At 64.2% G+C, this 26,174-nt stretch carries 26 protein-coding genes; 18 read left to right on the top strand and 8 right to left on the bottom strand.

Annotated elements, in window-relative coordinates:
• The first annotated feature begins 95 nt into the window (after nucleotides 1–95).
• Nucleotides 96–392 carry a hypothetical protein gene (locus AAFG50_RS12875; RefSeq protein WP_028174799.1) on the top strand — a complete coding sequence of 99 codons (297 nt, stop codon included), beginning with the start codon at nucleotides 96–98 and terminating at the stop codon, nucleotides 390–392.
• 112 nt (nucleotides 393–504) lie between these two features.
• Nucleotides 505–1,284, top strand: a complete 780-nt coding sequence (locus tag AAFG50_RS12880; protein ID WP_028174800.1) for a hypothetical protein — start codon at nucleotides 505–507, stop codon at nucleotides 1,282–1,284.
• 53 nt (nucleotides 1,285–1,337) lie between these two features.
• Here AAFG50_RS12880 and AAFG50_RS12885 read toward each other — a convergent pair whose 3' ends face one another.
• Nucleotides 1,338–2,243 carry a transglutaminase family protein gene (locus tag AAFG50_RS12885; RefSeq protein ID WP_011085605.1) on the bottom strand — a complete coding sequence of 302 codons (906 nt, stop codon included), beginning with the start codon at nucleotides 2,241–2,243 and terminating at the stop codon, nucleotides 1,338–1,340.
• Between the two features lie 193 nt (nucleotides 2,244–2,436).
• Here AAFG50_RS12885 and AAFG50_RS12890 point away from each other — a divergent pair, with 193 nt between their 5' ends.
• Both AAFG50_RS12890 and AAFG50_RS12895 read left to right on the top strand, forming a co-directional pair.
• Nucleotides 2,437–2,700 carry a GlsB/YeaQ/YmgE family stress response membrane protein gene (locus tag AAFG50_RS12890; RefSeq protein WP_028174801.1) on the top strand — a complete coding sequence of 88 codons (264 nt, stop codon included), beginning with the start codon at nucleotides 2,437–2,439 and terminating at the stop codon, nucleotides 2,698–2,700.
• A gap of 23 nt (nucleotides 2,701–2,723) precedes the next feature.
• Nucleotides 2,724–3,137: a hypothetical protein gene (locus tag AAFG50_RS12895; protein ID WP_028174802.1), complete on the top strand. Its 414-nt coding sequence runs from the start codon at nucleotides 2,724–2,726 to the stop codon at nucleotides 3,135–3,137.
• A gap of 44 nt (nucleotides 3,138–3,181) precedes the next feature.
• Here AAFG50_RS12895 and AAFG50_RS12900 read toward each other — a convergent pair whose 3' ends face one another.
• Together AAFG50_RS12900 and AAFG50_RS12905 are read right to left on the bottom strand one after the other, a co-directional pair.
• Complete coding sequence (locus tag AAFG50_RS12900) at nucleotides 3,182–4,111, bottom strand: hypothetical protein (protein WP_028174803.1); 930 nt, start codon at nucleotides 4,109–4,111, stop codon at nucleotides 3,182–3,184.
• A 225-nt stretch (nucleotides 4,112–4,336) separates the two neighbouring features.
• Nucleotides 4,337–5,020 carry a GntR family transcriptional regulator gene (locus AAFG50_RS12905; RefSeq protein ID WP_028174804.1) on the bottom strand — a complete coding sequence of 228 codons (684 nt, stop codon included), beginning with the start codon at nucleotides 5,018–5,020 and terminating at the stop codon, nucleotides 4,337–4,339.
• A gap of 175 nt (nucleotides 5,021–5,195) precedes the next feature.
• On the opposite strand from AAFG50_RS12905, the gene AAFG50_RS12910 reads away from it, so the two are divergent.
• From AAFG50_RS12910 to AAFG50_RS12925, 4 genes are all read left to right on the top strand, one after another.
• The gene (locus AAFG50_RS12910) at nucleotides 5,196–6,914 is read left to right on the top strand and encodes an IlvD/Edd family dehydratase (RefSeq protein WP_039185017.1); all 1,719 of its coding nucleotides are present in this window, start codon (nucleotides 5,196–5,198) and stop codon (nucleotides 6,912–6,914) included.
• 61 nt (nucleotides 6,915–6,975) lie between these two features.
• A complete protein-coding gene (locus tag AAFG50_RS12915; protein ID WP_011085611.1) occupies nucleotides 6,976–7,971 on the top strand; it encodes a TRAP transporter substrate-binding protein in 996 nt (331 codons plus the stop codon).
• A 209-nt stretch (nucleotides 7,972–8,180) separates the two neighbouring features.
• A complete protein-coding gene (locus tag AAFG50_RS12920) occupies nucleotides 8,181–8,759 on the top strand; it encodes a TRAP transporter small permease (RefSeq protein ID WP_028174806.1) in 579 nt (192 codons plus the stop codon).
• Nucleotides 8,756–10,096 (top strand): TRAP transporter large permease, encoded by a 1,341-nt coding sequence (locus AAFG50_RS12925; protein ID WP_028174807.1) that lies wholly within the window; start codon nucleotides 8,756–8,758, stop codon nucleotides 10,094–10,096. The genes AAFG50_RS12920 and AAFG50_RS12925 overlap by 4 nt, the downstream gene beginning before the upstream one ends.
• A 2-nt stretch (nucleotides 10,097–10,098) precedes the next feature.
• On the opposite strand, the gene AAFG50_RS12930 is transcribed toward AAFG50_RS12925, so the two are convergent.
• Nucleotides 10,099–10,893, bottom strand: coding sequence for an enoyl-CoA hydratase/isomerase family protein (locus AAFG50_RS12930; protein ID WP_028174808.1), 795 nt, complete (start codon nucleotides 10,891–10,893; stop codon nucleotides 10,099–10,101).
• Nucleotides 10,894–11,121: 228 nt separating this feature from the next.
• Here AAFG50_RS12930 and AAFG50_RS12935 point away from each other — a divergent pair, with 228 nt between their 5' ends.
• Complete coding sequence (locus AAFG50_RS12935; RefSeq protein WP_028174809.1) at nucleotides 11,122–12,342, top strand: FAD-dependent oxidoreductase; 1,221 nt, start codon at nucleotides 11,122–11,124, stop codon at nucleotides 12,340–12,342.
• Nucleotides 12,343–12,393: 51 nt separating this feature from the next.
• Here the strand turns inward: AAFG50_RS12935 and AAFG50_RS12940 are convergent, their stop codons facing one another.
• Together AAFG50_RS12940 and AAFG50_RS12945 are read right to left on the bottom strand one after the other, a co-directional pair.
• Entirely contained in the window at nucleotides 12,394–13,302 is a 909-nt protein-coding gene (locus tag AAFG50_RS12940; protein ID WP_028174810.1) for a ribokinase, read from the bottom strand.
• Nucleotides 13,303–13,319: 17 nt separating this feature from the next.
• Entirely contained in the window at nucleotides 13,320–14,213 is an 894-nt protein-coding gene (locus AAFG50_RS12945; protein ID WP_028174811.1) for a sugar kinase, read from the bottom strand.
• A gap of 224 nt (nucleotides 14,214–14,437) precedes the next feature.
• Here AAFG50_RS12945 and AAFG50_RS12950 point away from each other — a divergent pair, with 224 nt between their 5' ends.
• The 9 genes from AAFG50_RS12950 (at nucleotide 14,438) to AAFG50_RS12990 (ending at nucleotide 23,926) form a co-directional block, all read left to right on the top strand.
• Nucleotides 14,438–15,286 carry a VOC family protein gene (locus AAFG50_RS12950; RefSeq protein ID WP_028174812.1) on the top strand — a complete coding sequence of 283 codons (849 nt, stop codon included), beginning with the start codon at nucleotides 14,438–14,440 and terminating at the stop codon, nucleotides 15,284–15,286.
• 179 nt (nucleotides 15,287–15,465) lie between these two features.
• Nucleotides 15,466–16,173 carry a TetR/AcrR family transcriptional regulator gene (locus AAFG50_RS12955; protein ID WP_171463747.1) on the top strand — a complete coding sequence of 236 codons (708 nt, stop codon included), beginning with the start codon at nucleotides 15,466–15,468 and terminating at the stop codon, nucleotides 16,171–16,173.
• Nucleotides 16,174–16,476: 303 nt separating this feature from the next.
• A complete protein-coding gene (locus tag AAFG50_RS12960) occupies nucleotides 16,477–17,286 on the top strand; it encodes an ABC transporter permease (RefSeq protein ID WP_011085620.1) in 810 nt (269 codons plus the stop codon).
• Nucleotides 17,287–17,337: 51 nt separating this feature from the next.
• A complete protein-coding gene (locus AAFG50_RS12965) occupies nucleotides 17,338–18,330 on the top strand; it encodes an ABC transporter substrate-binding protein (RefSeq protein ID WP_028174814.1) in 993 nt (330 codons plus the stop codon).
• Between the two features lie 118 nt (nucleotides 18,331–18,448).
• Nucleotides 18,449–19,297: an ABC transporter ATP-binding protein gene (locus AAFG50_RS12970; protein ID WP_028174815.1), complete on the top strand. Its 849-nt coding sequence runs from the start codon at nucleotides 18,449–18,451 to the stop codon at nucleotides 19,295–19,297.
• Between the two features lie 4 nt (nucleotides 19,298–19,301).
• Complete coding sequence (locus tag AAFG50_RS12975; protein WP_028174816.1) at nucleotides 19,302–20,699, top strand: hypothetical protein; 1,398 nt, start codon at nucleotides 19,302–19,304, stop codon at nucleotides 20,697–20,699.
• The gene (locus AAFG50_RS12980) at nucleotides 20,696–21,847 is read left to right on the top strand and encodes a Gfo/Idh/MocA family oxidoreductase (protein WP_028174817.1); all 1,152 of its coding nucleotides are present in this window, start codon (nucleotides 20,696–20,698) and stop codon (nucleotides 21,845–21,847) included. Before AAFG50_RS12975 ends, AAFG50_RS12980 begins: the two co-directional genes overlap by 4 nt.
• A 10-nt stretch (nucleotides 21,848–21,857) precedes the next feature.
• Complete coding sequence (locus AAFG50_RS12985; RefSeq protein WP_028174818.1) at nucleotides 21,858–23,063, top strand: dihydrodipicolinate synthase family protein; 1,206 nt, start codon at nucleotides 21,858–21,860, stop codon at nucleotides 23,061–23,063.
• Complete coding sequence (locus AAFG50_RS12990; protein WP_028174819.1) at nucleotides 23,063–23,926, top strand: sugar phosphate isomerase/epimerase family protein; 864 nt, start codon at nucleotides 23,063–23,065, stop codon at nucleotides 23,924–23,926. The genes AAFG50_RS12985 and AAFG50_RS12990 overlap by 1 nt, the downstream gene beginning before the upstream one ends.
• A gap of 83 nt (nucleotides 23,927–24,009) precedes the next feature.
• On the opposite strand, the gene AAFG50_RS12995 is transcribed toward AAFG50_RS12990, so the two are convergent.
• On the bottom strand, nucleotides 24,010–25,515 hold the full coding sequence (locus AAFG50_RS12995; RefSeq protein ID WP_028174820.1) for an adenylate/guanylate cyclase domain-containing protein: 1,506 nt from the start codon (nucleotides 25,513–25,515) through the stop codon (nucleotides 24,010–24,012).
• 31 nt (nucleotides 25,516–25,546) lie between these two features.
• Entirely contained in the window at nucleotides 25,547–26,158 is a 612-nt protein-coding gene (locus AAFG50_RS13000) for an ABC transporter substrate-binding protein (RefSeq protein WP_231166667.1), read from the bottom strand.
• Nucleotides 26,159–26,174 lie beyond the last annotated feature (16 nt).

The raw sequence follows: 26,174 nt of genomic DNA on the forward strand, positions 1-26,174 counted from the left end.
AGGCGTTCTATTGTCGGAACACGTCAACGTTTCTTCTATGCATTGCGTTGCGCGGAAGTGACCGCCCTTTTCATTCTAGCGATTGTGGAAGCAAGATGCGCAAGATGGTTCTGTCAGGGGCCGCGGTGTTGACTGTCGTTCTCGTCGCGGCAGCATCCTGGCCAACGCCACGTCCGGATGTGGATCGATTCGGGGACAGTGTCTACGAAACCATCTGGTTCTGGCGCATCCCGGCCTACGCCTACAATCCGGCCTGGCGCGTGCGCTGGATGTGGAGCGATCCGCTCCGCGCGCAGGCAAGATGCTGCCGGATCACGCCGCAGCCAGTGTCCGGACCGGACTTGCGGGTTCCTCCGGCCGGTCAGACGATCGCGCGCTTGGCGGGCAAGTAGAGCGGCTCGCTGATCAAGAGCTTCATGGGACCGCGCGCTGAAATTCGCGCTTTCCACCTTGCGTGTGAATCGCAAGGGCGCCGAGCGTCTGATACGATCTTGAGGCGTCCGGGTGCGTCGCACGCTGCTGCCAGGCAGGCGCGTGGTTCCAGATATCTTGCATTTCTCTTCAAATGAGTTCCTTGCTTTAAGCTTAACCAGAAACCTGATCTTCGATTTACAGAAGCAATTCACAGTTTACCTTGTTCTTGAATCGGCAATTCAAGGACGCCAAACAATGCGCCGCTTAGCGCCCAACCTATGTCTTGTTATTGTTCTGGCGGCATCCAGTTTCAGCGCGCATGCCGACGAGAACAAATCTGGCGGCAGCTCCGCGTCGCTTGTTCCCCGCGCCAGGATCGAATGTTCGCTCAAGCGCAAGCCCGGCGAACCTCTCGATCCCCCGTCAACGGCCGCCATTCCCCACGCGGAATCCTTCGTTGCGAGCGAGCATTTCAAGGAGGACATCACGCCGACCGCGCCTGTCAAGATTTCGTGGCTCGGCGCGACCTTTGCGCGCCGGTTCGCCGTCAAGGTCGAAGCCGCGGACGATACGTCTCTGCAGACGCATGTTTTGAACAATCCCTCGAATTCCGGGCAGATCCTCGGCGAGCTGGGCGCTCGCGCCGAGAGCAAACTTGCCGACATCTGGTGTCTCTTGAGGCTGCAGGCCAACGGCGAAAGCGGGGCGCTGCAGACCAGCTCCGCTCCCAACCTCTTCTTTGTCCGTGACGGCGCGGGCGATCTTGGCGTGGTTGACGCCCTGTGGGGTGGCGCGGGCTGGGAAATCGGGGCCAGTCCGGTCGGAAACCAACGGGCATGGACGTCAGGCACGCGCGTCTTCTCTCACTGACATCATCCGGCCCTCGCCCGGCCTCGGGACGTTTGACCGCCGCGCCTGTGGCCCTATCCCTCCGAAGGATCGAGCATCTCGCTGAGCTTGCGAACGGCGACATTGATCGACATGCCGAGGTAGTCGCCGGAATCGCCGAACCACGAGCCGGCCAGCGGCACGGCCTGCCCCGGATGCCGCGCTATGGCCACCGGGATGAGGTCGAAGCCGGCGCTCAGGCTGTTCGTTGGATCGTAATCGAGCCAGCCGGCGCCGGGCAGGAATACCTGCACCCATGCATGGGTGGCGCCGGAGCCGGTCATCCCCACGGCGCCGCCGTCGAGCGCGGCGTCATAGAGATAGCCGCTGACGAAGCGCGCGGCAAAGCCGAGGCGGCGCAACGTCTCGATCATGAGCCAGGCGAAGTCCCGGCAGGTCCCGGATTTCGTACGCAGCGTCTCGCCGGGGGACTGGGTGCCTTCCGCATCTCTTCCGCGATAGCTGAACTCGCTGCGAAACAGGCCCAGCATCCGGCGCAGCACGTCGGCGGTCCGGTCCTGATCGCCGGCAACGAAGCTCTTGGTCCACGCCGCATGGCTGCCGTCTGGATCGTCGGCATGCGGACGCAGGTATCCTGCAAGATCGGTCCACTCATCCGGCGTGTACTGCACGGGGACTTCCTCGGCCCGCGGCTCCAGCGGAAACGTCTCCAGCCCCTTGACGCCGAAATAGATGCCGCGAACCTTGAAGGTGAAGGTCAGCTCGCTGCCGGGCTCGCTGAAGTCCATCACGGTGACGGCATTCGAGCGGGCGTCGGTGATCCAATGCACCTTTGATGGCAGACTGGTCGACGCGGACCAGCGAAGCAGCCGGGTGGAGGCGCCGCGCCGCGGCAGGAACATGGCCCGGTGCGTGCCGAACGTCACCGGCTTTGCATAGCGATAGGTCGTCGTGTGCGTGATCTCGCCGATGATCGCCATGCATCATCCCGCTTCGCGTTGCGGAGCTCGTTGAGCGCCGTCTCACCAGGAAGAGCAGCCTGCAGCTTTCCGCTCGGCTGCTTTGGCCCATTGATCTAGATCAACGTCGTTCCCGGCGTCGTCTGGCCCATCAAGCGATCACGCATTCCTTCAGACGTTTGATGTCTCGAATTGACCGAATGGAGCGATGGACATGAGCATCCTTTGGACGATCATCATCGGATTTCTCGTCGGACTGGTCGCGAAGTTCATCATGCCCGGCGATAAGTCCGAGCCCAGAGGGTTCATTTTGACCACGGTCCTGGGAATTGTCGGCGCGTTCGTTGCGACCTGGCTCGGCCAGGCCGTGGGATGGTACCGGTTCGGGGAGGGCGCCGGCTTCATCGGAAGCGTGGTCGGTGCCATCATCCTCCTGTTTCTGTACGGCCTTTTCATGAGTCGTCAGGGGCGCGCCTGATCGATCCACATGATCGGCCGAGCATGAAAATCAAACTGCCAGCCGTCGCGTTGCTCGCACTAATCGTGTCAGGGCCGGCGCAGGCCGCGACGCTCAGCGAGGCCGAAGCAACGTTCCTCGACCAGCTCGTCACCGCATCCGCGGTGCTGGAGCAGCGATGCACCGGCTATGAGGTCGATGGTGCCGGCAGCGTTCAACTCGGCGCCCGACTTCTCGGCAGCCCTGATGCCGCGATGGCGATGATCGACGCCTATGCTGCGGCCATCAAGGCCCATGACGGCGAGAGCTACGATCCCGGAAAATTCCGCCCAGAGGTGGCCGAGTCCGCCGGAAGGACATTCAGGCGGGTCCGGACGGACTTGATCAGGAATCCGAAACGGGCCTGCGCCGGTCATGGCGAGACCAGCGTGGCGCGCGGCCTGTTGAGACGGTACTGAATGGTCATTGCGCGCCCGGCGACGAGCGAAGCGCGTCACCGAAATCAGCCGCTGGCGATGTCGCGGCTTATCTTTTGCAACCGCGCGAAAGCTGCCCACGCTTTTGGATATTCGGCGTGTCTTGAATCGATCGAGAGCAGCGCGCGGCATGCCTCGTTGATGTCCTCCGGTGATGGGCGCATCGAAATGTCGGCCGACGACTCCGCCTGCTTCCAGCGGTCCTCGACGTCTTTCGCCAGGGCCAGTGCTTCGGACGGGGTTCGTTTCCGGGTTGATCTCGCCAATGCGTGATCCGGAGGAAATGTGGGCCACGCGGCCGGAGGTCGATCGGCTTGCCACTCACTCTCCTTGGCAACCCCACGGTTCGCGGTCGGGCTTGGTGGCTGTCCATTTGCAGCATCAGGCGGAACGGTCCGGGCGGCCAGCTCGCGGACCTGCTGCTCCATTGTGCCGCCAGATGACGATCCGCCCGCCGACGGTGCAGGCGTCGTCAGGCCGGGTGCAACCGACATGTGCACGTCGGGGGCGACTTTCTGAACGGTTCTGACGACCGACGACACGCCGGGTGACAGAGCCGGCCGCTGCTGCACGACCTTGTCCTCTTCGGTGGGGCAAGGTCGGTATCCCGAATGCTGATGCGTGATCCGTCCGTCGTCATCGATGCGGGCAAAATCAATGGCCACGGTATAGACGAAAGCGGTTCCGATGGACTGGCCGGACTTGTCCCTTGCCTCGACACCGCCGCAAACATACCTCGCCGCGCCGGCGTCAATTGAACGCAATGCGCTGAATTTGGCCGAGTCCGGATCGATCAGCGCTTTTCGGACTGCTGCGCGCGCTTTCATATGTTCCGAGGAGAACGTGCTGATCAAGACGTCCGGGTTGATGAAAGCGGGTTGGTAGTACCACACATACTCCCCGGCAAAAAATGCTGCGCCAAAGGCCGTTGCGATCAGGAGACCAGGTACATTCATGCGATTGCTCCGGGCAATGGAACCCGGCGTGGTTGTTATTTGTTCCAGAAACCATTTGGGATAGAGTCCTCTAACAACCCGTTAATTGGTTGAGCGATTGAGCAGCTTCTACCAGAAGATTATCAACTGGTTGGATGAGTTCCGCCGGGTTCCATTGCCCCGGCGAGTGGTTCATCCTTCTCCGCATCGGCTGTTGCTGCGCCGGCGGGCCGACAGGCGCACGCGCTAGCGCTCGGTTTCGCCAGAAATCCGCGCCAGATAATCCGACTTGCTGAACTGCATGTGATCGACGCAGAGCTGCGCCAATGCCCAGCTGTCGCGGCCCTTCAAGAGCTCGATCATCAGCTCGTGCTGGCGCCGCGATTGCGCGAGCCCGTCGCGGTCGGCGAGGTTCTTGGCGCGCATCGGCAGCGTCAGGTTCATGTAGTCCTGGAGCGAGCGCACCAGATAGGGATTGCCGCAGGCGGAGAACAGCGCGAGGTGGAAGGCGTCGTTGGCTTCATGGATGCCGCGCAGGTCCTGCACGTCGGCCTTGGCGCAATATTGCCGTTGCAGCGTGGTCAATTCGTCGATCAGGCCTTGCGGCGCGGGCAGGGGGATCATCAGCGCGGCCTGCCGGGTCAGCATCTCCCGGACCTCATAGATCTGCCGAACCTCTTCTGCCGAATAGAACCGCACGGTGGCGCCGACATTCTTCTCGCGGCGGACGATGCCGCGCCGCTCGGCATCCACCAGCGCCTGACGCACGAAGTGGCGCGAGGTGCCGTAAGCCGACATCAGCGCGTCCTCGGTCAGGCGCGCGCCGGGCGCAAGGCGGCCGAAGATGATGTCCTCCTCCAGCCGCGCGACCACGTCGTCCGGATCGTCGCGCCGGACCGTCATGGCGTCTGCGGTGTGAATGTCGGACATCCTCTCAGCCTTCAGCACCGGGCCGGTCCGTCCTGTGGAGCAGGGAAGGGGAGGATTGTCAATAATTTGTGTCGCAGGCGGTGCCGGGAGCCGGAAATTGCCACCATAGGCGCCGGCGTTATTGACAATCAGGGGGTAGCCTGTACGACAATGGCAAGGTGAATGGAGTGGCATGATGACGAGTGGCTTGCGCAAGGGTCTGACGAGCTATGGCGATGCCGGCTTCTCGCTGTTCCTGCGCAAGGCGTTCATCAAGGCCATGGGCTATTCCGACGACGCGCTGGAGCGCCCGATCGTCGGCATCACCAACACCTACAGCGACTACAATCCCTGCCACGGCAACGTCCCCCAGATCATCGAGGCCGCCAAGCGCGGCGTGATGCTGTCGGGCGCGATGCCGTTCGTGTTCCCGACCATCTCGATCGCCGAGAGCTTTGCGCATCCGACCTCGATGTATCTGCGCAATTTGATGGCGATGGATACCGAGGAGATGATCCGGGCACAGCCGATGGATTCGGTGATCGTGATCGGCGGCTGCGACAAGACGCTGCCTGCCCAAGTCATGGCCGCGATCAGCGCCGATCTGCCGACCGTTGTCATCCCGGTGGGGCCGATGGTGGTCGGCCACCACAAGGGCGAGGTGCTCGGTGCCTGCACCGATTGCCGCCGTCTCTGGGGCAAATATCGCGCCGGTGAAATGGACGATGCCGAGATAGAGGCGGTCAACGGCCGCCTCGCGCCGTCGGTCGGCACCTGCATGGTGATGGGCACGGCCTCGACCATGGCCTGCATGATCGAAGCGATGGGCCTGTCGCTGCCGATGAGCGCGACGATCCCCGCGCCGCATGCCGAACGCTTCCGCCTCGCTGAGGCGAGCGGCAGGGTTGCGGCCGAGATGGCCAAGACCAAGGGCCCGAAGCCGAGCGAGCTCTTGACGCCGGCATCCTTCAAGAACGCGCAGGTCGTGCTCCAGGCGATCGGCGGCTCGACCAACGGCCTGATCCATCTGACGGCGATGGCGCATCGCTCGCCGCACCGGCTCGATCTCGAAGTGTTCGACCGGATCGGCCGCGAGGTGCCGGTGCTGGTCGATCTCAAGCCGTCGGGCGAGCACTACATGGAGCATTTTCATCACGCCGGCGGCGTGCCGAAGCTGCTGGCGCAGCTCGGCGATCTCGTCGATCTCGATGCGAAGACCATCACCGGCCAGACGCTGGGTGATATCGCGGCGAATGCGGAAGACGTGCCCGGCCAGGACGCGATCCGTCCGCGCAATAATCCGATCAAGAAGGAAGGCGGCCTTGCCGTCCTGCACGGCAATCTCGCCCCGCGCGGTGCCGTGATCAAGCAATCGGCTGCGAGCCCCAAGCTTTTGCAGCACACGGGGCGCGCGGTGGTGTTCGAATCCGTCGAGGAAATGACCTTGCGGGTCGACGATCCCGATCTCGACGTGACTGCCGACGACGTGCTGGTGCTGCGCAATGCCGGCCCGAAGGGTGCGCCAGGCATGCCGGAGGCGGGCTATCTGCCGATCCCGAAGAAGCTCGCGCGCGGCGGCACCAAGGACATGGTGCGCATTTCCGACGCGCGGATGAGCGGCACGGCGTTCGGCACCATCGTGCTGCACATCACGCCCGAGTCCGCCGTCGGCGGGCCGCTGGCGCTGGTGAAGAACGGCGACATGATCCGGCTCGATGTTGCCAGGCGCAGCATCGAGCTGCTGGTCGACGCCGCCGAGATGGAGCGCCGGCGCGCCGCCTTGAAGCCGGCGGCGGCGCCCGAGGAGGCGCGGCGCGGCTACGCCTGGCTGTTCAACGAGACCATCATGCAGGCCGACGAGGGCTGCGACTTCGATTTCATGCAGAGGACTGGGAAGCAGACCGAGAAGGGGTGACCAACCACCCGAACGAACGCCCAGACCGCTGAAGCGGCGGGCGATAAAACAGGGGGAAACGATGATTGCACGATCCATGCGTGGGTTGGCGGTTCTGTCCGCCATGCTGTTCGTCACGGCGGCCGGGGCGCAGGAGGTGAAGCATTATCGCTTCGCCTACGACCAGCCGCGCAACACCGGCTATTCGATCGCGGGCGACCTCTTTGCCGACAAGCTCAAGGAATTGAGCAAGGGCACCATGATCATCGACCAGTATCCCGGCGCGCAGCTCGGGCAGGAGCCGCAGGTGCTCCAGCTCGTCAAAGCCGGCGACGTCGAGTTCGCCATCATCTCCTCGGCCAACACCGCGACGATCTCGCCGCAGGCCGGCGTGATGTCGCTGCACTTCCTGTTCCGCGACGAGAACCACGTCGTCAAGGGCCTGGCCGATCCCCGCGTGTTCGAAGCGCTCAAGACCATGATCGACGAGACCACGCAGGGCCTGCACGTGATCGCGACCGGCTCGCAGGGCGTGCGCCATATGTACAGCAGGCGGGAAATCCACAATGTCGGCGACGTCAAGGGCCTGAAGGTCCGCGTCCAGGCGACCGCGACCGAAGACCTGATGTTCCCGGCCTATGGCGCCCAGACCGTGCACATGCCGTTCGGCAGCGTCTACACGAGCTTGCAAACCGGCGTGGTCGACGTCGCCGAGAACAGCATCAACGTCTACCTCGTCAACAAGCACTACGAGGTCGCGCCGGTCCTCAACATCACCGAGCACGAAGCCAACAACGCGCTGGTGTTCATCTCCGACAAGCTCTGGCAGAGTCTGTCGGCGGAGCAGAAGGGGTGGGTGCAGGCGGCGGCCAACGAGATCAGCACCAAGGAGCCGCAGAAGGCGTTCGATCTCGAGCGCACGGCGGCCGACAAGCTGAAGAAGATGGGCGTCAAGATCGTCGACAATGTCGACAAGAAGAGTTTTACGGCAATCGCCGATCCCTATCTCGACAAGCTCGCCAAGGAGCTCGGCCCGCATGCCGAGAAGATCAAGAATTTGATCCGGTCGGTTAACTAACGTGATGCCGGAAGACGGTGCGCTCCTTCTCCCGCTCGCGGGAGAGGGTAGGGGAGAGGGTGTCTCCGCGGAGAGACTCCCAATGAGGAGGCAGCCCTCGCCCGGCGCTCCGCGCCGACCTCTCCCGCAGGCGGGAGAGGTTCACCCAACCAGCAGTCGCCGATTCAACTGAAGCATTCTGCACTAGGCCCGGGACGACGGGGACGTAAATGGCCATCGCCGACAAACTGCTCGTTCAGCGCCAACGCCACCTGAAATGGCGCGGGCTCGACTGGCTCGAGCTTGCGCTGATGATCCTGTGCGGCGTGCTCTGCTTCGGCTTCTCGCTGTCGGTGACCGCCGACATCGTCACCCGCACCATCGGCCATCCCTGGCTGTGGCTTCAGGAAGTCACCTCGACTCTGTTCATCTACGCGATCTTCGTCGGCACGGCGGCCGCGACGCGGCGCAACGATCACCTCTATCTCACTGCCATATCCGAGGCGATGCATGGAACGCCACGGCTGATCGTCGAAGTCATCATCCGCCTGGTCGTGCTCGGCGTCGCCTTCTGCCTGATCTGGTACGGCTACCAGAACTATCTCCGCGGCTTCGGCAGTTTTCGCCTGCCGTCGGGCACGCCGATCGCTTCGCTCTACGCGATCATCCCGCTCTCGGGCGTGCTGATCGGCCTGTTCACCATCGAGCAGCTCGTCAACGGCCTGCGCAACGGCTTTGACCATCCCGAGCCGCCGGGCGAGGATGCCGCGCCCGGCCTTACAGAGGCGCAGATGAGGGCGCAGCCATGAGCGCACCTGTCGTCCTGGCGTTGATGTCGATCTGCTTCCTGTCCTTCGGTTATCTCGGCGTGCCCGTGCCGTTCTCGCTGATGGCCGGCGTCTTCATCGGCGCGATCCTGTCCGACGTCTCGCTCGCCGCCATCATCCAGAAGATCTTCGACGGCGTCGATTCCGAGGCGCTGCTGGCGATCCCGTTCTTCCTGCTGGTCGGCGAGCTCATGAGCTCGGCCAATGTGGTCGTGCGGATCGCCAACCTGTCGGTGTCGTTGGTCGGGCACATCAGGGGCGGGCTGTCCCAGGTGGTCGTCGTCTTCAGCATGTTCTTCTCGGAGATGTCGGGCTCGACCACCGCCGACGTTGCGGTGATGAGCCGCGCGCTGGGCGGCCCGATGAAGCGCGAGGGTTATGAGCCCGCTTTCATCGCCGCGATCATCGCATCCGCCTCGACGATCGCCGCGCTGGTGCCGCCGAGTATCACGGCGGTGGTCTATGGCGCGGTCGGCAACGTCTCGATCGCCGGCCTGTTCATGGCTGGCGTGGTGCCGGGCCTGATGATCGGCATCGGCCTGATGATCTACTGCTACTTCTTCGGCCCCTCCGGCCTGCGCAAGCCGCGCGCGCCGCTGCGGCAGGTGGTGTTCGCGGCCGGCGATGCGGCCCTGCCGCTGATGATCCCGGTGATCCTGCTAGGGGGCATCTTGACGGGCTGGTTCACGCCCACCGAAGCCGGCGTCGTCGCGGTGGCCTGGATCGTCCTCGTGGTCATCCCCGCGCTCAACCGCGGCCACTTCAGGAAGATCCCCTATGATTTCTGCCTCGCCGGGCTGATCTTCTCGCTGCCGCTGATCACCATCGGCGCCGCCAACGCCTTCGGCTGGATGCTCGCTTACTTGCGCGGCGCCAGTTACATCGCCGAATTGATCACCTCGATCGCGGGTCACGATCCGCACCTGATCATGCTGCTGATGGTGCTGCTGTTCACCGTGGTCGGCGACTTCATCGAGCCGGTGCCGACCATCATCATCTTCATGCCGCTGGTCAACACGCTGACCGAGGCGGGCGACATCAATGCCGTGCATATGGGGGTGGTGCTGATCGCCACGCTCGCCTTCGGCCTGATCACGCCGCCTTATGGTTTGGTGCTACTGATGGCGTCGAAATTCGTCGGCATCAGCTTTGCCAAGGCCCTGCGCGCCGCATTGCCGATCTATGTGGTATTCCTGGCGACGATCGCGTTCGCGATCTATTTCCCGAGCGTCGTGCTGTGGCTGCCGCGCCACGTGCTGCCGGAGTCGGTCGGCTGCTTCAAGTCGCCGGCGGGGACGGGCTATATCTGTCCGCAGTAGCGCTACTTGCCCTTGCTCGTGAATTTCTTCACGGCGAGCCGAAACTCCTCCGTGTTCATCGCCATGATGATCTTGTGCTCCTCGGCGTCGAGCTGCTGTTTCACTGGCGTGGTGGCCGCCTGGTAGACCAGCGACTTGGTGCCGGCGATCGCGGCAGGCGGGTTCTGCGCCAGACGCTCGGCGAGCTGCCGCGTCGCCGCCTTCAGCTCGGTCGCGGGAACGATCTTCGCGACCAGGCCCCATTCATGGGCCTGCTGCGCGGTAAAATTGTCCTCCGACAGGAAGATCTGGAGCGCGCGGCGGGAGCCGACCGTGCCGACGATGCCCACTGTAGAGCCGCCGTCCGGCGACACCCCGATCTTGGCATAGGCCGGCGTGAATTTGGCGTCCTCCGCGGCGATGCAGAGATCGGTGACGAAGGCGAGGCCCATGCCGGCGCCGGCGGCCGAGCCGTGGACGCTGGACAGCGACAGCTTCGGCATGCGCCGGATCGTCTCGATGAAGGCGTGATAGTGCTTGAGCAGCTCGCCGACGACAGGCGTCACCGTGCCCGCTTCGGCCGCAGCTCCAATCGTCTGCAGATCGCCGCCGGCCGAGAAGGCGCGGCCTTCGCCCTCGATCACCAGAACCCGGATGGCGTCGTCGCCCTCGATATAGGAGGCGAGCTGCTCGAGCTTTTGCGCAATGGCAAGGTTGATCGAGTTGAACGCGGCGGGGCGGTTGAGCGTGATGGTCGCGATCGGGCCGTCGATCCGCAGCAAGGCGGGATCGTCGGGTTGGGAGATGGGAGCTGGCATCTTGGAAATCCCCGGCATGAGGTCGTTCGTGCAACTAAATCGCAGAAGGCGAGGGGAGACAATCCCCGCGCGCCGCTCTTGCGCAAGGCGGAACGATAGGCTCAAATGGGGCCGCCTTCGTTGAGGGACGGACACGAGCGCCGGCTCCTCCTAGGCTAGCCAAGCCAATATCAGCATGAGAGGAGACGACATGGGTCACGCTCGTGTCTCCGGAAGTGGGCTGTTCCAATGACTGGCGGTCCGGTGATCATTGTCGGTGCCGGCCATGGCGGCTACCAGGTCGCGGCATCCCTGCGGCAGGCGGGTTTTTCCGATCGCGTCTGCCTGATCAACGACGAGGCGCATCTGCCCTATCAGCGGCCGCCTCTGTCCAAGGCGTACATCAAGGGTTCGGCCGGGCCGGAGAGCCTGATGTTCCGGCCGGAGAAATTCTATGCGGATCAGAAGATCGAGCTGATCGCGGGCCGCGCGGTCTCGATCGACCGCGCCGGGCGCAAGCTGCATCTCGCATCGGGCAAGATGCTTGATTACGGCCACCTCGTGCTGGCGACGGGTGCGCGCAACCGGCTGCTCGATCTGCCCAATGCCAATCTGCCCGACGTGAAATATCTGCGCATCCTCGACGACAGCGAGGCGCTGCGAAAGATCATGCCGTCGAGGACGCGGGTGGTGGTGATCGGCGCCGGCTTCATCGGCCTCGAATTCGCAGCGACGGCCCGGATCAAGGGGCTGGAGGTCGACGTGCTCGAGCTCGCCCCGCGCGTGATGGCGCGCGCGGTGACCCCGGAGGTCTCGGAGTATTTTCAGGCGCGGCATCGTGAGGCCGGCATCCGCATTCATCTCGGTGTGCAGGCAACCAGTATCGAGGCCGAGGACGGCAAGGTCACCGGCGTCTCCTTGAGCGACGGAAGGCATCTGCCCGCCGACCTCGTCGTGGTCGGCGTCGGCGTGCTGCCGAACATCGAGCTCGCGGCCGAGGCGGGGCTGCCGGTTGCTGCCGGCATCATCGTCGACGAATATCTCTCGACGGCCGATCCCAACATCTCGGCGATCGGCGACTGCGCGCTGTTCGCAAGCCCGCGCTTCGGCGGCTCGCTGCGGCTGGAATCGGTGCAGAACGCCACCGATCACGCCCGCTGCCTCGCGGCCCGGCTGACCGGCGACCGCAAGCCTTACGACAGCCATCCCTGGTTCTGGAGCGACCAGGGTGACGACAAGCTCCAGATCGCGGGCCTCACCACCGGCTACGATCGCGTCGTTCTGCGCGGCGATCCCGCCAAAAAGGCGTTTTCGGCGTTCTGCTACAGGGGCGACAAGTTGGTCGGCATCGAGTCCATCAACCGCGCCGGCGATCACATGTTCGGCCGCAGATTGCAGGGCATGGACCGCTCGATCACGCCGGAGCAGGCCGCGGACGAGAGCTTTGACCTGAAGAGCGCGCTGGCGTGAACTCTACTCCCTCTCCCCGCAGGCGGGGAGAGGCGGAGGAAGCGCCACGCTCTACAGAGCCGCCGCCACTTCCGCGGCCGTCGGCATCGACGGCCCCGCGCCCATGCGCTGCACGCTGATCGAGGCGGCGGCGTTGGCGAAGGCGAGCGCCGTGCGCAGGGGGACTTCGTCGGCGAGTTGCGCCGCGAGCGCGCCGACGAAGCAATCGCCGGCGCCGGTGGTGTCGACCGCCTTCACCACGCGGCCGGGCACCGCAAACTCCTGGTCGCCGGCGAGGGCGAGCACGCCGCGCTTGCCGAGCGTGACGCAGATGGTCTGGTCCTCGCGCGCCTGAAGCTGCCGCGCGACCTGGATGATCCGCGCGGCCTCGTCGTTGTCGGACAGCTCGGTGCCGGCGAGGAAGCCGAGCTCGGTCTCGTTCAGCACGAGGATGTCGACCAGCTCAAGCAGCTCGCGGCCAAATTTTTGTGCCGGCGCCGGGTTCAGCAGCGTGGTGGCCTCCGCCGCCCGCGCCCGCCGGAAGAAGGCGGCAATCGTGGGGAGCGGAATCTCGAACTGGCTGATGGCGACATCGCCTTTGACGAGCGGGACGACACTGACGTCGTCGGCGCCGACCAGCGCATTGCTGCCGGGAATGACCACGATGGTGTTGTCGGCCGCCGCAACCGTGATGATGGCGGTGCCGGTGTGCGCCTCCGCCGTCTCCTGAACGTAGCCGAGATCGATGCCCTGACCGCCGAGGAACGCCCTCAGCTCGGCGCCGAATGAATCCTTGCCCAGGCGGCCGATCAGCGTGGTCCGGGCGCCGAGCCGCGAGGCCGCGACGGCCTGGTTGGCGCCCTTGCCGCCGGGGAAATACAGCACCTGCTTGCCGGCGACGGTCTCGCCGACTTTTGGATGGCGGTCGGCCGTCGCCACCACATCCATGTTGATGCTGCCGGCGACGTAGACGCGCCCCATTTGAACCTCTGCGAAGACTAGGCCTTGACCTCGAACTCGTGCCTGACCTTGGCGATGTCGACAAGGGTCGGCAAGCCGGCCTCGTTGCCGAGGCGCTGGATCTTGAAGGTGGAGGCGGCGCGGGCGAAGTCGAAATGCTCGCGCCAGCTTTTGCCGGGATGGGCGAGGTAGGAATAGACATAGGCGCCGTGGAAGACATCACCGGCGCCGTTGGTGTCGATCACGCGCTCACGCGGGATCGGCATCGCCGGCATGATCTCGACCGCGCCTGTCTCGTTGTACCAGAGCAGACCCTTCTCACCCATGGTGACGCCGCCGATCTTGCAGCCGCGGCTCTTCAGGTAATCGAGCATCTTCTCCGGCGTCAGGTCCATCTGCTCGCACAGGCGCTCGGCGACGATGGCGACGTCGATGAATTCCAGGAGCTCGTGCGTGTTGGTGCGCAGGCCGCCGCCGTCGAGCGAGGTCAGGATGCCGGCCTCGCGGCAGACCTTAGCGTAGTGGATCGCGGCGTCCGGCTGATGGCCGTCGACATGCAGCGCGCGGCAATTGCCGAGATTGAGGATCGGGAAGGGATGGATGTGGGAATCGTCGCGGCAGCGGACGATTGCGCGCTTGCCGTCCTTGGGCATGATGAAGGACAGCGAGGACTGGTTCACCTTTCGCGCATGCAGCGAGATCGCGTATTTCGCGCACATGTCCTGGAACATGCGCCCCAGCCAGTCATTGGCGGCAGTCGCGATCAGGTCAGGCACGATGCCGAGCTTGGCGCAGCAGAACGCCGCCGTGACCGCGTTGCCGCCGAAGGAGACTGCGTAATCCGAGGCCACGTGCTTCTCGTCGCCGGTCGGCATGTGGTCCGTGAGGAAGACGACGTCGATATAGGTCTGTCCGATAAAAAGAGCCTGCATTGGTTGTCCGTGATGCGCTGGGTGGTCCCGGCCGGCTGCTTACCTTAGCACCGCTTCGGCGGGAGCCAAAAATATTCGCAGAGCCAAAATATTTGCAGAGTCATGGCGATAGGCGCTTGAGGTCGGTATGGGGCCGGAATACGACCGTGGCAGGGCCAGCGTTGCCCGGGCAGAGCCGACGCCCGCAGGAGGTTCGGTTCCGGCCCCGTCGGGAGGGAGGGAACATGATCACCGGCCTCGATCACGTCGTCGCTTTGGTCAGGGATATCGGTGCAGCCAAGGCGGCCTATCAGACGCTGCTCGGCCGCGCGCCGGCCTGGCAGAACTCGGGTGAGGGGGCCGACCGGGTGCTGTTCACTCTCGAGAACATGACGATCGAATTGATGGCGCCGAGCGGTTTCAGCGTGACCGCCGACCGGATGCGCGCGCTGCTCGACGACCAAGAGGGCGTGCTTGCCAGCCTGTGCTTTCGTGTCGCAGACATGAGCAGGATGCACCGGCGGCTGGAGCGGGTGGCCCTGAAGCCGGATCCGGTTGCCGAGGTCGAAAGCAGCGATTCTGAATCCGATGCCGTCCTGCATTGGAAACGCACGCGCGCCGCCACCGAACTCACGCGCGGCGTGCGGATGTTCTTCCTCGAGCTTGCCGAGGAGCGCCCCAGATCGGTCGCGACCGACATCGCGCCGATCGACGCGCTCGACCACGTCGTGATCACCACCGAGGATTCCGAGCGCGCCGCCGCGCTCTATGGCGCGCGGCTCGGGCTTGATCTCGCGCTCGACCGTTCGCACCAGGATTGGGGCCAGCTGATGTTCTTCCGTTGCGGCGACCTCATCGTCGAGGTGGTGCGCCGTCCTGTGGCGGGCGGTGACCTCGCGCATGACCGTCTCTGGGGCCTGAGCTGGCGGGTCGCCGACATCGACGCCACGCGCGCCCGCCTGATCGCGAGCGGCCTCGACGTTACTGAGGTCCGCAACGGCCGCAAGCCGGGCACGCGGATCATGACGGTGAGGAACGGCACCTGCGGCATCCAGACGGTGCTCCTGGAGCGCTCGCCGAAGCCGGCGGATTGAGGGTGTCATTCCGGGGCGTCGCGCAGCGACGAGCCCGGAATCCATTCATCCATTGACCCTGCTGCACGATGGATTCCGGGCTCGCGCCCAAGCGGGCGCGCCCCGGAATGACGAAACATTCTCAAACGCCCGCCCGCGTGTTACACGCGTACTTTGAGAGCCCCCAGCGAGCACCCGGTTTGGCAAAGGCAAAGAGAACTCTGAAATGGCAGCGCGATCCCGAGGGGATGCGGCTGCGCATTCTCGAGGCCGCCAAGCAGGAGTTTTCCGCCCATGGGCTTGCCGGGGCGCGCGTCGACCGCATCGCGGCCAAGGCCGGCGCCAACAAGCGCATGCTGTACTATCACGTCGGCAACAAGGACGAGCTCTATCTCGCGGTGCTCGAAGGCGCCTATGACAAGATCCGCAGCGAGGAGCGCGGGCTCGATCTCGAACATCTCGATCCGCCCGAGGCCATCCGCCGCCTGATCGAGTTCACCTGGGGCTATTTCCTGCGCAACCCCGAGTTCCTCTCGCTGCTCCAGACCGAGAACCTCGCACGCGCCAAGCACCTGAAGCGCTCGACCAAGGTCAAGTCGATGCACTCGCCCTTCGTCGAGATGATCGGCACCGTGGTGCGGCGCGGCGTCGAGAGCGGCGACTTCCAGGTCGCGGTCGATCCGGTGCAGCTCTACATCTCGATCGCGGCCCTCAGCTTCTTCTATCTCTCGAACTCGGCGACGCTAAGCGTGATCTTCGGCCGCGATCTGCTGGCCAAGGACGCCAAGGATGAGCGCCTCGCGCACATGGCCGGCCTCGTGCTGGCCGCGCTGACGGGGCGGTCCACGGAGTTGCTGGAGATCGTCAAGGCGCCGAAGAAGCGTGCCGCGGTGGTGCAGACGGTTTAAGGCAAACTCTTTCCCCATCGTCGTCCTGGCGAAAGCCAGGACCCATGCCGCGTGATCTATCGATTGTATGCGGCGCTAATCCCGAACGACCAGTCTTCGCCAAACTTCTCCCTGGGGTAATGGGTCCTGGCTTCCGCCAGGACGACATCGGGGATTTGGCGCGACCTTCAATCCCAAACGCTGTCAAACTTGCCGGGAACCCCCGCGCAAAACGTCACAGGGAAAGGTCTGGACAGTATTTATCCAACGAGTTAATTTCTCCCAAGTGCGAACGAGAACGAAGAAGAATGCCGGGAGTGAGACGTGGCTGAATTGAAGCCGCAGAGTGCGGTGTCCAAGATGCTGAATGCGGCCTGGGTTCGGCCGTTTTTGTTCCTGGTCTTCATCGTGATCGCCTGGGATCTGGCGATCCGGCTGTTCAGGATCCCCGCCTACCAGATCCCGTCGCCGGGCGATGTCATCGCGGTGCTGCGCACCGAATGGCCGGAACTGCTGCGCCAGTCCTGGCCGACCACCTATGCGACGGTCTGCGGCTTCCTGCTGTCGGCGCTGTTCGGAATTCCCGTCGCCATGCTGATCGCGGGCTCGAAGACGGTGGAGAGCTACGTCTATCCGCTGCTGGTGTTCTCGCAGTCCGTGCCGAAGATCGCGATCGCGCCGCTGTTCGTGGTCTGGTTCGGCTTCGGCATCATTCCCAAGGTCATCTCCGCGTTTCTCCTCGGCTTCTTCCCGGTGGTGGTCTCCGCCGTGCAGGGCTTCAAATCGGTCGATCCTGACATGGTCGATCTCGCCCGCGCGATGCAGGGCAGCCGCTTCCAGGTGTTCCGCGCGGTGAACCTGCCGCATGCGCTGCCGGCGATCTTCTCAGGCCTCAAGGTCTCGGTGACGCTCGCCGTGGTCGGCGCCGTCGTCGGCGAGTTCGTCGGCTCCAATTCCGGCATCGGCTACGTCATGCAGCGCTCGATCGGCACGTTCGACCTGCCGACGATGTTCGCAGCGCTGGTGATCCTCGCGCTGCTCGGAGTCGTGCTGTTCTGGATCGTGGACCGGATCGAGAAGCTGGTCATTCCCTGGCATGTCAGCCAGCGCGAGGACGTGATTTTCGCCTCTTAACTTAAGCAACGGCCACCAACGGCCGAAACATAACGACAAGGGAGAGTGACGATGAAGCGGTGGATTGGGGCTGCATCGGTGGCGCTGATGGCGTTCGCGGCGATGCCGGCGCAGGCGGCCGACAAGGTCGTGCTGATGCTGAACTGGTACGTCTATGGCGAGCACGCGCCGTTCTATTACGGCAAGGCCAAGGGCATTTATGCAGCCGAGGGCATCGATCTCGAGATCCAGGAAGGCCGCGGCTCGGCTGCGACCACGCAGGCCGTCGCCGCCAAGACCGCCGATTTCGGCTATGTCGACGTGCCCACCATGATGCGCGCCGCCATCAAGGGCGCGCCCGTGGTCGCGACCGGCGTCCTGCTCCAGACCTCACCGATGTCCGCCATGGGCTTCGTCGACAAGAACATCAGGAAGCCCGAGGACATCAAGGGCAAGACGGTGGCGATCACGCCGGCCGACTCCATGACCCAGATCTGGCCGCTGTTCCTGAAGAAGACCGGCCTGAAGGAGAGCGACTTCCAGACGGTTGCGGGCGACGGTCAGACCAAGCTCAACGCAGTCATCAACGGCCAGGCCGATCTGCTGCTCGGCTACGTCATGGACCAGTCGATGAAGATCAAGGACGCGACCGGCAAGGACGTCTATCCGATCAAGTTCGCCGACTACGGCATCAACATGGTTTCGTCAGGCATCATCGCCAACTCCGATTATGTGAAGGCCAACGCCGATCTCGTCCGCCGCTTCATGTCGGCGACGACCAAGGCGGTCGAGGCCGCCGAGAAGGAGCCGAAGGCCGCGGCGCAGTCGATCCTCGATGCCAACCCGAAGGGCGGCAAGATCGACACGCTGACGCAGGGTTTTGAGCTGACCATTCCGCTCTACCGGACCGCGGAGACCAAGAGCAAGCGGCCGTTCCAGGTCACCGACCAGAACATGACCGAGACCGTCAACCTGCTGGTCGAATATGGCGGGCTCGACGCCAAGGCCAAGGACAACCCGAAGGCCTTCTACACCAACGACTATCTGCCGAAGAGCGGCTCGTGAGCGACACACACCGTCATTCCGGGATGGTCCGAAGGACCAGACCCGGAATCTCGAGATTCCGGGTTCGCCCTTTGGGCGCCCCGGAATGACGGGCATATCGTCGAGTGGACCTGGTTAGATGAACCCAGCAACAAGACCGAATGACACCGTGCAGCCGGCCGCGCATCTGAGACTGGTGAGCGACCGGGCCGCCGGCGAGGCATCGGGCATCAAGCTATCAGGCGTGTCGAAGACCTACCGGACGCGCGACGGCGACGTGCCGTCGCTGCGGCCGCTCGATTTCCACATCAACGAGGGCGAGTTCTTCGTCGTGGTCGGCCCAAGCGGCTGCGGCAAGTCCACGCTGCTCAAGCTGATCTCGGGACTGTTGCCGCCGTCGGCCGGCGAAATCCTGGTCGAGGGCGAGAAGGTGACGAAGCCGCACGGCAATGTCGGCATCGTGTTCCAGAACGCGCTGCTCTTGCCGTGGCGCAACATCCTGTCCAACGTGATGCTGCCGATCGACATGAAACGGTTGCCGCGGCAAAAATATCTCGAACGCGCCAAGGCGCTGTTGAAGCTGGTCGGGCTCGAAGGTTTCGAGAAGAAGCTGCCTTGGCAACTCTCCGGCGGCATGCAGCAACGGGCCTCGATCTGCCGCGCGCTGGTGCACGATCCCAAGATCATGCTGATGGACGAGCCGTTTGGCGCGCTCGATGCGCTGACGCGCGAGCGCATGAATGTCGAGCTGATGCGGATCCAGCGCGAGACCAGGAAGACGGTGCTGCTGATCACGCATTCGATTCCCGAGGCCGTGTTCCTCGCCGACCGCGTGCTGGTCATGACCGAGCGGCCCGGTGCGGTCGCCGCGATCTACGACGTGCCGTTGCCGCGCCCGCGCTCGCTCGACGTGATGGCCGACCCGGTCTTCACCGAACTGGTGCAGCGCATCCGCAAGCATTTCTTCTCGCAAGGGGCATTGGATTAAAGCCATGGCGCCGCGCCTGAAGCTTCGAGATATCACCTTCTTCGAACGTCCCGTGCAGTTCGCGCGGCCGTTCCGCTTTGGCGCCATCACCATCAACGCGACGACGCAGCTGTTCGTGCGGGTCGAGATCGAGGTCGAGGGCAGGGGAAGCGCCGTCGGCGCCAGCGCCGAGCTGCTGGTGCCGAAATGGTTCGACAAGCGGCCGGAGTTTTCTCCGGCGCAGACGGTCGACGGTCTGCGACGATCCCTGGAAATTGCGCGCGGGCTTTATCTGGCGCGGACCGGGTTCCTGACCGCGTTCGATCTCCATGCCGCGTGCATTGGTGCCCAGATCGCGACCTGCGCGAAGAAGAACATTCCGGCGCTTGCGGCGGCTTATGGCCCGGCGGAGATCGACAAGGCGATCCTCGATGCGCTGCTGCGCGGCGTTGAGACCGGCTTTTTCGACGGAATGGCCGGCAACGTTGCCGGCATCGATGCGCGACTATCGCCCGACCTGAAGGACGCGGAGATCGCGGCGTTTCTGTCCAGTCGGAAGCCGTTGCCGCGCGTTGCTATCAGACATACCGTCGGCCTCGACGATACCGTGGAGGGCAAGGGCGGCGTCGCCGACGCTCATGAGAACGCCGGCGCGAGTTACTTCAAGCTGAAGCTGTCGGGCGATCCCGCAGCCGATGCAGCGCGATTGGCGCGGATCGGCAAGGAGCTCGATACACTTGAGCGCAGCTACAAGGTGACGCTCGATGCGAACGAGCAATACGCAGATCTCGCGGCGTTGCAGGCGCTGATGGATCGGCTCGATCATGATTCCGCGTTGCGGCCGATCGCCTCTCGGTTGCTCTATGTCGAACAGCCGATGCCGCGTGATATCACGCGGCAGTCCCCGCTCGGCTCGCTCGCCGCGCGCGGCTTCATCATCGATGAGGCCGACGATTCCTACGATGCCTTCCCTGCCGCTCGGGCTCTCGGCTATCACGGCATCTCCTCGAAATCCTGCAAGGGGCTCTACAAGTCCATCGTCAACGCCACGCGCGCGGCAAAATGGAGCGGGGGCGGCGAAAAGTTCTTCGTCACCGGCGAGGACCTCACTTGCCAGGCCGGCCTTGCCGTGCAGCAGGACCTTGCGCTCGGCGCCTTCCTCGGCGTCACCCACGCCGAACGCAACGGCCACCACTACGTCGACGGCTTCGGTGAGACGCCGGCCGCTGAAGCTGCGGCCTTCGCGGCTGCACATCCCGATCTCTACGCCGATGCCGGGCAGGGCATCCGTCTCTCCATTCACGACGGCGATCTCCTGACGGGATCGCTTCATGCGGCGGGCTTTGCGACGTCGGTCCATCCGGACTGGTCCGCGCTCCGCCCGCTCGAACAGCCAACATCACTTCAGGAGCAATTGGCATGACCACCCAACGCCTCGGCCTCATCATGAACGGCGTCACCGGCCGCATGGGGCTCAACCAGCATCTGATCCGCTCGATCGTCGCGATCCGCGACCAGGGCGGCGTCCGCTTGAAGAACGGCGACCGCATCATGCCCGATCCGATCCTGGTCGGCCGCAGCGCCGAGAAGGTCGAGGCGCTTGCAAAGCGCTTCAACATCGCGCGCTGGACCACCGACCTCGATGCGGCGCTCGCCGACAAGAACGACACCATGTTCTTCGACGCCGCGACCACGCAGGCGCGGCCGGGCCTGCTGACCCAGGCCATCAATGCCGGCAAGCACGTCTATTGCGAGAAGCCGATCGCGACCAACTTCGAGGAGGCCCTCGAGGTCGTCAAGCTCGCCAATTCCAAGGGCGTCAAGCACGGCACCGTGCAGGACAAGCTGTTCCTGCCCGGCCTGAAGAAGATCGCCTTCCTGCGCGACTCCGGCTTCTTCGGCCGCATCCTCTCGGTGCGCGGCGAGTTCGGCTATTGGGTGTTCGAGGGCGGCTGGCAGGAGGCGCAGCGGCCGTCCTGGAACTACCGCGACGAGGACGGCGGCGGCATCATCCTCGACATGGTCTGCCACTGGCGCTACGTGCTCGACAACCTCTTTGGCAACGTCCAGAGCGTGGTCTGCATCGGCAACACCGACATCCCCGAGCGTTTTGACGAGCAGGGCAAGAAGTACAAGGCGACCGCGGACGATTCCGCCTACGCGACCTTCCAGCTCGAGGGCGGCGTCATCGCCCATGTCAACATGTCCTGGGTGACGCGCGTCTATCGCGACGACCTCGTCACCTTCCAGGTCGACGGCACGCACGGCTCGGCGGTCGCGGGGCTCACCGACTGCATGATCCAGGCGCGGCAGGCTACCCCGAGGCCGGTGTGGAATCCGGACGAAAAGCGGCTGCATGATTTCTACGGCGACTGGCAGAAGCTGCCGGAAAACGTCTCCTACGACAACGGTTTCAAGGAACAGTGGGAGATGTTCATCCGTCACGTCTACGAGGACGCGCCTTACAAGTTCACCCTGCTCGAAGGCGCCAAGGGCGTGCAGCTCGCCGAATGCGCGCTGAAGAGCTGGAAGGAGCGGCGCTGGATCGACGTCGCCCCGATCAAGGCCTGAGGAGGGAAGCATGAACAAGCCCGTCCTGCCCAAGCCTGCTCCTTCAATGTCGTCCTTGTCGCTCAAGCTGCCGAAAGCCGATCGTTCAATCGAGACCTACCGGCTCGCGGCCTCGCGAACGTTCCCGGCGAGGCTCGAAGGCCCGCTGAACCGCATCGCGTTCTCCGCCGTGCACACGGTCGCCGATCCCTTCGCCGACAACGATCCCTGGCTCTCGGTGTCCGTTGACTGGGACAAGACCATCGCCTTCCGCGAGCATGTCTGGGACCTCGGTCTCGGCGTCGCCGAAGCCATGGACACCGCGCAGCGCGGCATGGGGCTGGACTGGCCGACCTCGCTGGAGCTGATCACGCGCTCGGTCGCCGCCGCCAAGCGTCGCAACGCGCTGGTGTTCTCCGGCGCAGGCACGGACCATCTCGCGGTGGAGGATGCCCGGACCATCGACGATGTGATCCGGGCCTATGAGGAGCAGATCTCGGCGGTCGAGAAGGTCGGCGGCCGCATCATCCTGATGGCGTCGCGCGCGCTGGCAAAGCTCGGCCGCAATGCCGACGATTATGCGAAGGTCTATGACCGCGTGCTGTCGCAGGTCCGCGAGCCCGTGATCATCCACTGGCTCGGCGACATGTTCGATCCGGCGCTGACGGGATATTGGGGTACCAAGGATCTGGACAAGGCGATGGACATTGCGGTGGCTATCATCAACGCCAACGCCGCCAAGGTCGACGGCGTCAAGGTCTCGCTGCTCGACAAGCAGCGCGAGATCGACATGCGTCGTCGCCTCGACAAGCGCATCAAGATGTACACCGGCGACGACTTCAACTACGCGGAGCTGATCGCCGGCGATAGCCAAGGTTTTTCGCACGCGCTGCTCGGCATCTTCGATGCGATCGCACCAGCGGCGTCCTACGCGCTGTCGCGGCTGGCTGCCGGTGACGAGGCCGGCTTCCACGACGTGCTGGGACCGACCGTGCCGCTGTCGCGCCACATCTTCAAGGCGCCGACGCGCTTCTACAAGACCGGCGTGGTGTTCATGGCGTATCTGAACGGCCATCAGGATCATTTCACCATGGTGGGCGGGCAGGAGAGCGCGCGTTCGATGCTGCATCTGGCCGAGCTGTTCCGGCTGGCCGATCAGGCCGGCCTGCTCGCCAATCCTGAGCTGGCGACGCGGCGGATGACGACGGTGCTGGCCTCGCACGGGATCGAATCCTGATGCGCGATTTCTCGTCCGACCACCGCTGGCTGTCGCTGAATACGGCGACGGTCCGCAAGCAGGGTGACCTCGTCGCGATCATCGATGCCTGTGCGAAGCACGGCATCCGCGCCATCGACCCCTGGCGCGACCAGGTCGCATCCGTCGGTCTCGACCGTGCCGCGCGCGCGGTGCGCGATGCCGGCCTCGAGCTGTCAGGCTATTGCCGTGGCGGCATGTTCACCTCCGATGCCTCGCGCCGGGGCGAAGTGCGCGACGACAACCGCCGCTGCGTCGACGAGGCCAAGGCGCTGGGAGCGCCGTGCGTCGTTCTCGTCGTCGGCGGCCTGCCGCAATATTCGCGGCCGGGGAGCGAGCCGTCGAAGGACATCGCGGGTGCGCGCGGGCAGGTCGAGGAGGCGCTTGCCGACATGCTCGACTATGCCAGGCAGGCAAGGCTGCCGCTGGCCATCGAGCCGCTGCACCCCGCCTACGCCGCCGACCGCGCCTGCGTGAACACCACAAAACAGGCGCTCGATATCTGCGACCGGCTCGACCCCGGCCGCACCGGCATGCTCGGCGTCGCACTTGATGTCTATCACATCTGGTGGGACCCGGAGCTGATGAGCCAGATCGCGCGCGCGGGCAGGGATCGCCTGCTTGCCTTCCATGTGTGTGACTGGCTGGTGCCGACCAGGGACATCCTCAACGACCGCGGCATGATGGGCGACGGCGTCATCGACATCAAATCGGTGCGCAAAGCGGTCGAGGCGCAGGGTTTTGCCGGCTATTCCGAGATCGAGATCTTCTCCAACGACTGGTGGGCCAAGCCGATGGACGAGGTGCTGCGCACCTGCATCGCGCGGCACAGGACGGTGGTGTAGGCCTCACGAGCGCTGCCCTTACGGGGCATGCGGGCCGTTGAAGCGGGCCTTCGGCCCGCTGCTCGCGGCAGGATTGCGGTCGTTCAAGTCTGCGTCGGCGGGATTGTCATGCGATGGACTTCCATCTTTTGACCGACCCCCTTCAGGTTCTCGTAGTTGCACGACACCGAGCGTGATTTGACGATGTCAGCGACGCCCGGTGACTCCATCACCGTTGCGCTGATGCAGACTTCGTTGACATCGGCGAGACCTTGCACGCGTGCGGCGATATTCACGTCCTGTCCGAAATAGTCGATCCGGTCGTTGAGATTCACCGCAATCGCCCGCCCCCTGTGGACACCGACCTTGAGGCCCAGCGGCCGCGAAGCGGTTTGGTTGAATCGCGACAGCTCTTCGATCATCTCGATGGCGGCGCAAACGGCATCCTGCGGACGCTCGAACCCGGCCATGACTGCGTCGCCGATCGTCTTGATAATGGTGCCGGATCGTTCCCGGATGATCCTGTTCAAGATCTCGAAGTGTTGGCGAACCAGAAAATACGCGTTCACGTCACCGACGCTTTCGTACAGCGGAGTCGACTGCTTCAGATCGGTGAACAGGTAAGTCATGTCCGAGATATTGAGGCTCTCGCCCTCATCCACCAGCTGCGCCTTGTAGAGTTCGCGGAAGCTCGGGGTGAGCAGCAGCCGCTTGCCGGAAAGAAACGGTTCATACTCGACCAGATGGGGCGCGAAACCTGGGGGATACTGGACGAACCAGAAGCGACCGCGATCGTCGGTGCAGTTCTCGATCCGGATGGTGTGCTTACCCGGGCGGAGGTCGGCCGTCTGCCGGAACGAAAAGCGTCCGTCGCCGAGGACCATGTCTTTCGGTGCCGTCGGCCGGTCCGGCAGCAGAAAGCGACCCGACTCGAGCTGGACCAGCGTCTCTTGCGGTTCTGCCGGCTCCCCGTCCGCGAAGAAGACCAGAAGGAGTTTGTGGCTCAAATCCAGCACCTCGAAGCGGCCAGCCGTGACCTCGAAGTCGAAGCTGCGGTGCTCATGCGCCTCGATATCGGCGAATCCCCGTGAGAGCGCAGCAACGAGCTGCTGATGCGTCATTCCGTGCGGAGCGATGAAGCCTTTGGAAAAGTTGTAGCGCAGGTAAAAATCCTCGACAGACAGCCTTTCGGGATGGCGGAATATGATGTCGCGGACGCCGCTCGAGACCGTAAATGCGACCTGAATATAGTCGTCCAGCGCCACATCGTTGATCGCGTTGCAGAACGCGCACTGAAAGCGTGGATGGACCTGGTCGAGCTCGCGGAAGCTGCCGGCGACCTGCGGGCAATAGGCGCAGATCAGCAGCCAGTCCATATCGAACAGGCCCACCTTGGCAGCGTGCACGAACAGCTCGATCGCGTCGGCCTCGGACATGCGGACGGCGCCGCCGTATTGGATGGGGTTGACGCGAAGAAGATCATAGTCGTCGGCGGTCCGGATGAAGTGCTCGAGCTCCGGCAGAACATTCGGTGCCCAGCTTCTTGCCGCTCCGAGCGCGGCGAGACGCTGGCTCAGGAGACTCTCGTTGACTGGAGACGGGACACTCATCTCACGCTCCCTGCCTGATGGGCTGACTACGCTATTGGTCTCCGGCCGAACTCCGCGACGGACGGCACCATCGCCTCGTCCGGCGCGATAGGCCCCAGGCTCTCGACGATCTCGAAACGGCCTCGCCGACGATGCTGCCGCCATTGGCGGTGACGAGCCGGCGGACCCTCTCGTTCATCACGTGCGGCCAGATGTAGTCTGCGGACGGCAGGTAGAATGTCCTGGCACCGGTCTTGCGCATCAGCCAGGGAATGAGCGGGTCGAGCTGCTGCGCCGGCACCGGGCCGGTGCAGAAGATCAGCGGGTCGCATTCCTGCCCTTCGTATTGCTCGGGGTAGATGTAGAGCGTCCTGCCCTTCACGACGGCGGGGCCCTTGATGGCCTGCCGCGTGGAGCTGTAGATGCCGCCGAAGATCACATCCACCTTGTCCTGCAACACAAGCTTGGCCGCCTTGGCCTCCGCGACCGCGTCGGTCGTTGCACCGTCCTCGAGGTAGAGTTCGATCTTCCGCCCCAGCAGGCCGCCATTGGCGTTGATCTCGTCAACCACCATCCTTGCCACGTTGGCGTTTGCGCGGCCCATGAACGAAAGTGCTCCGGTCTCCTCCGCGATCATGCCGACTTTGATCGACGCTTGTGTCATGGCAGACACTCCCCTG

The organism is Bradyrhizobium sp. B039 (assembly GCF_038965675.1).
Taxonomy (GTDB): domain Bacteria; phylum Pseudomonadota; class Alphaproteobacteria; order Rhizobiales; family Xanthobacteraceae; genus Bradyrhizobium; species Bradyrhizobium diazoefficiens.

Coding starts and splice junctions, on each gene's coding strand:
- AAFG50_RS12875 (WP_028174799.1), top strand. CDS start 96: ATGCGCAAGATGGTTCTGTCAGGGGCCGCGGTGTTGACTGTCGTTCTC.
- AAFG50_RS12885 (WP_011085605.1), bottom strand. CDS start 2,243: ATGGCGATCATCGGCGAGATCACGCACACGACGACCTATCGCTATGCA.
- AAFG50_RS12890 (WP_028174801.1), top strand. CDS start 2,437: ATGAGCATCCTTTGGACGATCATCATCGGATTTCTCGTCGGACTGGTC.
- AAFG50_RS12895 (WP_028174802.1), top strand. CDS start 2,724: ATGAAAATCAAACTGCCAGCCGTCGCGTTGCTCGCACTAATCGTGTCA.
- AAFG50_RS12900 (WP_028174803.1), bottom strand. CDS start 4,111: ATGAATGTACCTGGTCTCCTGATCGCAACGGCCTTTGGCGCAGCATTT.
- AAFG50_RS12905 (WP_028174804.1), bottom strand. CDS start 5,020: ATGTCCGACATTCACACCGCAGACGCCATGACGGTCCGGCGCGACGAT.
- AAFG50_RS12910 (WP_039185017.1), top strand. CDS start 5,196: ATGACGAGTGGCTTGCGCAAGGGTCTGACGAGCTATGGCGATGCCGGC.
- AAFG50_RS12915 (WP_011085611.1), top strand. CDS start 6,976: ATGATTGCACGATCCATGCGTGGGTTGGCGGTTCTGTCCGCCATGCTG.
- AAFG50_RS12920 (WP_028174806.1), top strand. CDS start 8,181: ATGGCCATCGCCGACAAACTGCTCGTTCAGCGCCAACGCCACCTGAAA.
- AAFG50_RS12925 (WP_028174807.1), top strand. CDS start 8,756: ATGAGCGCACCTGTCGTCCTGGCGTTGATGTCGATCTGCTTCCTGTCC.
- AAFG50_RS12930 (WP_028174808.1), bottom strand. CDS start 10,893: ATGCCAGCTCCCATCTCCCAACCCGACGATCCCGCCTTGCTGCGGATC.
- AAFG50_RS12935 (WP_028174809.1), top strand. CDS start 11,122: ATGACTGGCGGTCCGGTGATCATTGTCGGTGCCGGCCATGGCGGCTAC.
- AAFG50_RS12940 (WP_028174810.1), bottom strand. CDS start 13,302: ATGGGGCGCGTCTACGTCGCCGGCAGCATCAACATGGATGTGGTGGCG.
- AAFG50_RS12945 (WP_028174811.1), bottom strand. CDS start 14,213: ATGCAGGCTCTTTTTATCGGACAGACCTATATCGACGTCGTCTTCCTC.
- AAFG50_RS12950 (WP_028174812.1), top strand. CDS start 14,438: ATGATCACCGGCCTCGATCACGTCGTCGCTTTGGTCAGGGATATCGGT.
- AAFG50_RS12965 (WP_028174814.1), top strand. CDS start 17,338: ATGAAGCGGTGGATTGGGGCTGCATCGGTGGCGCTGATGGCGTTCGCG.
- AAFG50_RS12970 (WP_028174815.1), top strand. CDS start 18,449: ATGAACCCAGCAACAAGACCGAATGACACCGTGCAGCCGGCCGCGCAT.
- AAFG50_RS12975 (WP_028174816.1), top strand. CDS start 19,302: ATGGCGCCGCGCCTGAAGCTTCGAGATATCACCTTCTTCGAACGTCCC.
- AAFG50_RS12980 (WP_028174817.1), top strand. CDS start 20,696: ATGACCACCCAACGCCTCGGCCTCATCATGAACGGCGTCACCGGCCGC.
- AAFG50_RS12985 (WP_028174818.1), top strand. CDS start 21,858: ATGAACAAGCCCGTCCTGCCCAAGCCTGCTCCTTCAATGTCGTCCTTG.
- AAFG50_RS12990 (WP_028174819.1), top strand. CDS start 23,063: ATGCGCGATTTCTCGTCCGACCACCGCTGGCTGTCGCTGAATACGGCG.
- AAFG50_RS12995 (WP_028174820.1), bottom strand. CDS start 25,515: ATGAGTGTCCCGTCTCCAGTCAACGAGAGTCTCCTGAGCCAGCGTCTC.
- AAFG50_RS13000 (WP_231166667.1), bottom strand. CDS start 26,158: ATGACACAAGCGTCGATCAAAGTCGGCATGATCGCGGAGGAGACCGGA.